Origin of the sequence: Pseudoselenomonas ruminantium, from assembly GCF_900104055.1 — a bacterium.
Taxonomy (GTDB): domain Bacteria; phylum Bacillota; class Negativicutes; order Selenomonadales; family Selenomonadaceae; genus Selenomonas_A; species Selenomonas_A ruminantium_C.
The window spans coordinates 24,707-33,244 of record NZ_FNJQ01000034.1 but is presented as its reverse complement, the minus strand read 5'-3'; the positions used below and the strand labels follow the sequence as shown (position 1 = coordinate 33,244).

Genomic DNA, 8,538 nt, shown 5'->3' with positions numbered 1-8,538 from the left:
CGGCTGGAAGCCGCAATTACATCGATGTTCTTGTTACGGGAGCAACGGTTCGTGCTGATTGTCAATTCCGTTTCTTGGGTTCACGGGGGAGTGCTTTTGCTGTAGGAGCGACAGTCTGAGCGTAAGCGAAGACCGGCCCGACGCAGGTAGTAACTAGAAAGCACGCTGAAAGACGCGCCGTTGGCCTGCCCGGCGCATTCAGACTAAGGAATGTTGACCTTGCCGAGCGGGTCGTTTAGCGCAACCAGAAAAAGCACTCCCCCGTGAACCCCTGACTGCGCATGAGCGGGATACCTTTGCCACGAACTCCCCGATAAACTGCAATTTATCAGCTGATTTGTTCGAAATCTGAGGCTGGGTGTTTGCATAAGGGGCAGATGAAGTCGGCGGGGAGTTCGTCGCCGATGTATTCGTAGCCGCAGATCTTGCAGCGGTAGACGTGTTTGCCCTCGGGGGCTTTGGCTGCTGGCTGTGGCTTGGGTTTGATGTTCTGCTGGTAGTAGTTGTAGGTGCAGGCGGGGGCATCGCTTAGGATATCCATATCGGTGACGGAGGCCACGAAGAGGGTATGGGAGCCTAAGTCGATTTCCTGTGTCACCCAACCGGCGATATAGGCGTTGGTACCGGCCGTGATGATGGGGATGCCGTTGGCTCCGCGCTTCCAGTCGGCGAAGCCGGCGAATTTGTCCACGCTGCGGCCGGACTGGAAGCCGAAGTGCTTGAAGAGGGAGAAGTCAGCGGCCTCGCTGATGATGGAGGCGGTGAATTTCCGGCTCTCGGCAATGAGGTCGCGGGTGTAGTTGGCCTTGTTGACCGCGATGGTAATCTGGTCAGGGTTCATGGCGACCTGGGTGACGGTGTTGATGATGCAGCCGTTGTCCTTGCCGTCGAGGTTCGTGGTCAGGACATAGAGGCCGTAGGAGATGTTGAAAAGGGTTTTCGGATTCACAGGGATTTCCTCCTTTCGTATTAGAAGATGCCGGTCAGATCGTCCAGGATTAGTGGTTAGCTAGTTTATAGATGGCGATGGCGGTGGCTTTGTCGATGGGGTGGAAGTTGGCTACGACTTTAGTGCCACCGGCAGTGCAGGAGTCGGCGAGCTCGGCGAGGACGGTTTCATCCTGTACGCCGATGCCGAGCTCGGTGAAGTTGGTGGGCATATCGATTTCCTGGAAATACGCGACGGTTCGCTCGATGCCGGCTTTGGCACGTTCTTCTTCGGTACCCTCGTGGATGCCCCATACCTTTTCGGCGAACTGGGCAAAGCGCGGGATATCGTCCTGATAGACGAATCTTGCCCAGGAACCCCAGACGGCGGTGAGACTGGCGCCGTGAGTGACGTCGAAGCGGCCGGAGAGTTCATGGCCGAGCTTGTGGCAGGCGAAGTCCTTGCAGCGTCCTAGTTCGGTGAGGCCGCAGTGGGAGATGGTGCCGGCGTACATGATCTCGCTCATGGCATCGTAGTCCGTTTGGTCCTTGATGGCGCGGTGCGAGCAATCGATGACCGTGGTCAGCAGGGATTCGGCGATGCGGTCGGTCAGGGCGTTTTCCTCCTTGACACTCGTGAAGTAGCGTTCGAGCGTGTGCATGAGGATATCAGCGATGCCGCAGACGAGCTGCTTCTTCGGTACGGTGAAGGTCAGCTCCGGATTCATGAACGCGATTGCCGGGCGGTTGAAGGGGGTATTGAGTCCGGCCTTCTTGCCAGTTTCCTCGTTGGTGATGACGGCGGAGTCGCTGGTCTCGCTGCCAGCGGCGGAGAGCGTCAGCACGGCACCGACAGGCAGGCTCTTATCGAGTTTCACCGTGCCGTTCCAGAAAGACCAGACGTCAATCTCGGGGTTGGCGGTACCGTGAGCTGTGGCCTTGGCCGAGTCGATAACGCTGCCACCACCGATGGCGAGGATGAAGTCAGCCTTGAAGGCGATGGCTTCTTTGACGGCTTCCCGCACCCAGGACAGGCGCGGATTGGGCTGGACGCCCCCTTTGGCCTGCGTGGACAGGCCCGCTGCCTGCAGCTGGCTCTCGATCTTGCCGAGCAGGCCGCTTTTGACAATGCTGCCGCCACCGTAGACGATGAAGATGCGGTGGGCGTTATAGGCGGAGAGCTTGGTGGCAACGTTGTCTTCGGCGCCGCGGCCAAAGACGATCTCGGTGGGGACTTTGAAGTTGAATGCTTGCATGGTTATACCTCCATAGATTGTTTGCTATCATATTGAGTATTATATATAAAAAGGAAAAATCCTGCTACAGCGAAGTGAAAAGACGCCCGGTACGTGGTAATATTTTCCTTCACTGAGACGGCTGCGCCGCCAAACGTTCCGGAAAACATCACCACGCACCGGGCTTAGTGTGTAGATTTTAATTCTTACCTATGGCAAAATCATAACAACTGCGTTATGACGTAAACGTCGAAACGCTAATATGATTATTTTGCCTATGGCAAAATTTGAACAATTGCGTTATGACGTAAACGTCGAAACGCTAATTTGTAATTTTGCCTATGGCAAAATCATAACAACTGCGTTATAATTAAACCGTATGTAATGATAACAATATGGAATGAATCTATTAGAGGAGTGTTACTGAAATGAGTTTGAAGCTGCAATCTGGTTTTGAGTTTGATTACGATAACCTTTACGGCGAAGGCAAGGTTACGGAAGCGGATCTGAAATCCTATGAAGAGGACCTCAAGAAAGCACATGAAGCCATGAAAGTCATGCGTGAGAAGGGCTTTATCCGTGCGCATCTGTCCAAAGACGGCGAGCCGGAGAAGGTTCTGTTCAGCCAGCTGCCCTACATTGAGGAAGGTCATCTGAATAGCCCGTCTTCCCTGAAGCATCTGCAGGAACTGACGGATCATGTGAAGGACAATGTGGACTTCGTGGTTTCTCTCGGTATCGGCGGCTCCTTCCTGGGCGACAAGGTTATCTTCGACGTGCATTGCGGCGAGTTCTGGAATGAACTGCCGAAAGCAGAACGCAACGGTTTCCCGAAGATCATCTTCAGTGGCCAGAACATCGATCCGCGCCGTACGGGTGATATCATCCATTACCTCGAAAACAGCGCCAAGGTCACGAAATCCCATGAAAAGCGCAACCTGAAAGTGCTGCTGCTGGTTATCTCCAAGTCCGGCGGTACGCTCGATACGATGAGCAACTTCATGGTCATCTACGATGCCCTGCAGAAACTCGGCGACATCGATGTTGAGGTAGTAGCTGTAACCGATCCGAACATGGAAAAACAGACGCTCCTCAAGAAGCTGGCTATCGAAAAGGGCTGGCCGCAGTACGCTGTACCCGATGGGGTGGGCGGTCGTTTCTCCATCTTCTGCGAAGTAGGTCTTACGCTGGCTGCCTGCGTAGGCTTTGACATCGAAGCCTTCCTCAAGGGTGCCCGCGATATGGACAAGGCCTGCCAGAACGATGACCTCTGGCAGAACCCGGCAATGCTCAACGCAGCCCTGAAGTTCGCTGCCTCCGAGAAGCATGGCCGTGACATCGAAGTCATGATGCCCTATGGTGACTACATGAAGTCCGTGTCTGAGTGGTACATCCAGCTCCTGGCTGAGTCCCTGGGCAAGCAGTTCAACAAGGACGGCAAGGAAGTATGCTATGGCCGTACGCCGCTGGTAGCTGTCGGCACGACGGATATGCATTCCCAGACGCAGCAGCATCAGGAAGGCAAGCTCAACAAGGTCGTACAGTTCATCCGTCTGGCTGACTGGGAAAAGGATCTCACGATTCCCGATGTATTCCCCGAGGCTAAGAAGCTGTCCGATATCTCTGGCGTGACCATGGGCCAGGCACTGGAAGTTGCCCGTCAGTCCAATGCTGATGCACTGGCTTCCAACAAGCGCTACAATGCTTGCTTCACGCTGCCGAAGCTCAACGCTTACCACCTCGGCGAGCTCCTTTACATGCTTGCTATGTCTGTCGCTTATGAAGGCGAACTCTCCAACGTGGATGCTTTCAACCAGCCGGGCGTTGAATCCTATAAGCGCATTATGGGACCGAAACTGGCCGAAGTAAAAGCAGCCAATCAGAAATAAGTGAAAATAAGAAAAATCACAGTGAGTGTAACAGAAGTCACACCACTGTGATTTTTTTTTTGCTATAATGGTATAAATTGGGGATAGTAGATGTTTGGTTGACACTCCCCATGGATGAATCTAAGGGATTCTTAATTCAATGACCGTTGCGAATCGACCTAAGCCAATTCGTCTTACACAATCTCCAAAAGCGTTAATTCCCGTGTGTCCCACGGTATTTGTATACTGAAAGCTTTTTATCTTTGCAACCGTAAGGTCTTTAAATTACGGCAGGCCAGCATACATGGCCTCAACCTGCTAAGAGCTGGTTGCCCGTAGGCCTTGATTTTCGATTCGTCCAGTCTCTATCATAGCAGGGCTTCTCCTTTCTTTCGTATTCTTTAGGTTAAGTCTATTATACTACAAAAGTTAGCAGTTGTCCTGCTTCAATTACTTACGTAAATTCGCAGGACACAGCTTATATCCCCAGAGCTAAAGCTCGGGGTTTTACGCCGCATTGGATAAATTTTAAAGAGAAGGAAGTGGTACAAGTGAATCAGGAGACAATTGCCGGGGTAATCAGGAAATTATTGCAGCAGGTATTCATGATGGTGGTCGGTGTCGTGGCCATCGTGGGAGTGAGCCTCTATCTGTTCACCAGTTACGTGGCCCTCGTCAATGACGCTGGCGTGGTGCGTGGCGGCAGCCAGCGCATCGTGAAACAGGTGCTGGCCGGTGCAGATGCCAGCAAGACGACGGCGAAGATCGAAGGGCTGCTCGCTGGGATGGGCAGCCGCATGAATATCGGCAGTTTCCCGGACCGGCGGGATGAAGTGGAGAAATATTGGCAGGGTGAGGTAAAGCCTGCAATCGCGGAGTATCAGCAGACGAAGAAACCGGAGCGTCTGTTGGAAGTCAGTGAGAAATATTTCGATAAGACCAATGCCATGGTGGATGCTGCCCAGACCATGGTGGATGTGATGGCCGTTATTCTTTATATCTTGCTGGCAGCGTTCATCGCCGCGGTTTATCTCGTGCTCAAGCGGGTGACGGCGACCTTCGAGGAACGGGTGGTGCAGCCGTTGTCTGCATTGGAAGGCAGCGTCAACCAGCTGGCCCGCGGCCATATGTCCCAGAAGTTCACCTATCCGCGCGCGGATGAGATTGGTGCGCTCTACAAGCTGCTGAATGAGATGCGGCAGGAAATCCTGGGCTATGTCAAGGATATCGAGAAGAATCTCGATACCATGGCCAGCGGCGACCTGATCAGCACGACGGATATGAAATATATCGGCGATTACGCTCCCATCCAGGAAAATATCGCCCATATCCGCAGGACGCTGTGTCAGGAGATGCAGAGCATGGGCGAGATGGCCAACATGGTGGCCGTGAGTGCCGGCGAAGTGTCCAAGGTTTCCCAGAGTCTGGCAGAAGGGGCTATGAGCCAGAACGAAACCGTGCAGGACCTGCAGAACAAGATCGGCGAGGCCATTGCCGAGAATGCCAGGGTTGGAGCTTATGTGGATGAGGCACTCGATGCCCGCAAGGTCACCAAGGACCGCATCGATGAGAGCCGCCAGCAGATGGATAATGTGGTAGCAGCCATGCAGGAAATCGAGGATGCCTCCAAGGAAATCCGGTCCATCCTGGGAACGTTGGACGAGATCACGGGGCAGACCGCATTGCTGTCCCTGAATGCCTCGATTGAGGCGGCCCGCGCCGGCGAAGCTGGCCGCGGCTTTGCCGTGGTGGCAGAAAACGTCCGCAAGCTGGCCGAACAGTCGGCGGATTCCACCCAGAACATCCAGAAGCTGATTTCCAACGCTTTGGCTGCCATCGACAGAGGTACGGAAGTCGTAAACAAGGCCGCAGAGTCCCTGGCAGGGACGTCCCAGAATACGGCGGTGTTGGATGAGGCCTTCCGCAAGATGAAAGAACAGAGTCTTACCCAGCAGGGCAAGATGGAGGAGGTCAGCGCGCTGTCGCAGGACATCCTGGGCGTGGTCACCGACAACAGTGCCGTGTCCGAGGAATGTGCAGCTTCCAGTAATGAGCTGTCCAACTTCTCCGATTCGCTGAAGGAAAGCGTCAACAAGTTCCGGACCAAATAACATTTGCCGCAAAACGCCCGCAGCTGCAATATTTGTAGCTGCGGGCGTTCTTTGTGGTATACTGATAGCAGAGAACATTGATGAAGGGATGGCACTTATGGATTTTGAACGTTTGGGCATCATGGTTATTGCCGGGGGACAGAGTTCGCGGATGGGAACGGATAAGCGGTTCCTGCAGCTGGGTGACAGCTGTCTGCTGGAGTGGCAGCTGCAGAAAACGGTGCAGCTGCCATTTGCCGAGCGGTATCTGTGTGGCGGGATGGCTGATGCGCGGCTGGCGGAACTGGCCCAGCGCTATGGCATGGAGCTGCTGGTCGATGAGCGGGAGGCAGCAGGGCCTTTGGAAGGCTTGCGGGCGGGGCTTTCCCGGCTGCAGGCGGAATATGCGCTGGCCGTATCGGCGGATATGCCGCTGTTTGATTTTAGTCTGTTGCAGCCACTGCTGGCGGAAGCGCAGGGGGAACTGGCGGTGATTCCCGTAGCCGGAGGGCGGCGCCAGCCTTTGGCAGGGCTTTATCATCGGGATATCCTGCCCTTTGTAGAGGCGGCACTGGCCCATGGGGAGCATAAGCTGGGGCAGGTCATTGCCTCGGTCCCGCATCGCTTTGTGGAACTGCCGGCTGGGGATGGCTTTTTCAATGTGAATACACCGGCAGATTTCCGTCTGGTGCAGGGGCGCTTTGCCAACCGGAATCGGGCGGTGCCATTGGTCACCATTTCGGCGCCGCAGTCCAATACGGGCAAGACCACCTTCATTGAGCGGCTGATTCCCCGCTTGCGGGAGAAAGGCCTGCGGGTGGGCGTGGTGAAGGGCGACTGCCACGGCTACACGGTGGACGAAGAAGGAAAGGACAGCTGGCGCTTCAAGGAGGCTGGCGCCACAGGTGTGGCGGTTGTGTCTCCCGAAGGCTATTTCATCCAGCAGAAGACTGCGCAGCGCAAGGACCTGGCCACGGTGGCAGGGATGCTGGAGAACGTGGACCTCGTGCTGATCGAGAGCCGGAGCCACGGCGTCATGCCGAAGCTTTCCCTCTGGCGGGGGCTGGGGGAGGTCATCGTAGATGAGGAGACGGTGGCCTTGTTCAGCAGCGGCGAGCCGGAAGCCATTTCCCTGCGTCAGTATGACCTGGATGATTTAGATGGAGCGGCGGAATTGATCATATTCCTTTGTCGGGACCATGTTATGGATATAGGGTGAGAGAATGAAAAAAAATATAAGATGGAGCAGTCTGCTCCTGAGTGTAATGCTATTGGCAGTTTTGCTGCTGGCTGGTTGTAAAAACTCTGATCAGGCTGGCAGAGATGAACAGGATAGGTCTGGTGAAGAAAAGCAGTTGACGCTTGATGAACAGGTGGATGCACTGGTGGCGGCAATGTCTACGACAGAGAAAGTTGGCCAGCTGCTGATGTTTGGTGTTCAAGGGGCGGAAATCACAGATGATGCGAAGTATGTGCTGCATCAGTTCCATTATGGCGGTGTGATACTGTTTGACCGCAATCTGCAATCTGCTGATCAGACGAAAAAGCTGGTGGATGACCTGCAGAAAAACGCGGATGAAAAGCTGCCCTTGTTTGTGGCGATTGATGAAGAAGGCGGCAAGGTAGTGCGGGGCAGCAGCTTTATCACGCCACCGCCGTCCCAGGAAGATATTGGCAGGAAGGGAGAGCCAGCCCTCGCCCGTGCACAGGCGGTTGAGATTGCCGCTAAGCTGAAAGATATCGGTGTCAATGTCAATTTCGCTCCTGTAGCCGATGTGGGTTCCGGCAATGGCCGTTCTTATAGCGATGATCCTCAGGAAACGGGAAAATTTGTCAAAGCAGCTTTAGAGGGATATAAGGAAGGCAATGTAATTTGCGCGTTGAAGCATTTTCCTGGCATCGGCCGTGGCAAGGTGGACTCCCACACGGAGATTTCTGACATTGAAGCCAGTGAAAAAGAACTGCGCTCTGTGGATTTGCTGCCATTCCGGGACGTGATTGATAGTATCGACAAAGGCCGGAACTTCGACTACATGGTCATGGTGGGGCATCTGAAATATCCTGCCTTTGATGCCAACCATCCTGCCAGCATGTCTCCCAAGATCATCACGGGACTACTGCGGGAGGAACTGGGCTATCAGGGACTGGTCATCACCGATGATCTGGAGATGGGCGCGATTGCCAACCATCAGGATTTTCGTCAGGCCGGAGCCGCTGCCATCATGGCTGGTGCCGATATCGTGCTCGTTTGCCATGAGTATGAACATGCTGAGCAGGCATATATGGGCATCTATGATGCCGTCAAGGCCGGGACTATCAGTGAGGCACGTCTGGATGAGTCGGTAAGACGAGTGATCAAGGCGAAGCTCCTGCATGGCCTGCAGCCGCAAAAGTAAAAATATAAAGGCGTTGTTACAT

Annotated in this window: 6 protein-coding genes; 4 read left to right on the top strand and 2 right to left on the bottom strand. The window is 54.4% G+C overall.

What is annotated here, in order from left to right:
- Positions 1–328 precede the first annotated feature (328 nt).
- Positions 329–949 carry a flavin reductase gene (locus tag BLQ59_RS12800; RefSeq protein ID WP_074573247.1) on the bottom strand — a complete coding sequence of 207 codons (621 nt, stop codon included), beginning with the start codon at positions 947–949 and terminating at the stop codon, positions 329–331.
- A gap of 49 nt (positions 950–998) precedes the next feature.
- Positions 999–2,183, bottom strand: coding sequence for an iron-containing alcohol dehydrogenase (locus BLQ59_RS12795; protein WP_074573246.1), 1,185 nt, complete (start codon positions 2,181–2,183; stop codon positions 999–1,001).
- 407 nt (positions 2,184–2,590) lie between these two features.
- Here BLQ59_RS12795 and BLQ59_RS12790 point away from each other — a divergent pair, with 407 nt between their 5' ends.
- From BLQ59_RS12790 to BLQ59_RS12775, 4 genes are all read left to right on the top strand, one after another.
- A complete protein-coding gene (locus tag BLQ59_RS12790) occupies positions 2,591–4,051 on the top strand; it encodes a glucose-6-phosphate isomerase (protein ID WP_074573245.1) in 1,461 nt (486 codons plus the stop codon).
- Between the two features lie 530 nt (positions 4,052–4,581).
- Positions 4,582–6,141, top strand: a complete 1,560-nt coding sequence (locus BLQ59_RS12785; RefSeq protein ID WP_256324680.1) for a methyl-accepting chemotaxis protein — start codon at positions 4,582–4,584, stop codon at positions 6,139–6,141.
- A 97-nt stretch (positions 6,142–6,238) separates the two neighbouring features.
- Entirely contained in the window at positions 6,239–7,339 is a 1,101-nt protein-coding gene (mobB, locus tag BLQ59_RS12780) for a molybdopterin-guanine dinucleotide biosynthesis protein B (protein ID WP_074573244.1), read from the top strand.
- Between the two features lie 4 nt (positions 7,340–7,343).
- On the top strand, positions 7,344–8,516 hold the full coding sequence (locus tag BLQ59_RS12775; RefSeq protein WP_074573243.1) for a glycoside hydrolase family 3 protein: 1,173 nt from the start codon (positions 7,344–7,346) through the stop codon (positions 8,514–8,516).
- The last annotated feature ends 22 nt before the right edge of the window (positions 8,517–8,538 follow it).

Coding starts and splice junctions, on each gene's coding strand:
- BLQ59_RS12790 (WP_074573245.1), top strand. CDS start 2,591: ATGAGTTTGAAGCTGCAATCTGGTTTTGAGTTTGATTACGATAACCTT.
- BLQ59_RS12775 (WP_074573243.1), top strand. CDS start 7,344: ATGAAAAAAAATATAAGATGGAGCAGTCTGCTCCTGAGTGTAATGCTA.
- BLQ59_RS12795 (WP_074573246.1), bottom strand. CDS start 2,183: ATGCAAGCATTCAACTTCAAAGTCCCCACCGAGATCGTCTTTGGCCGC.
- mobB (WP_074573244.1), top strand. CDS start 6,239: ATGGATTTTGAACGTTTGGGCATCATGGTTATTGCCGGGGGACAGAGT.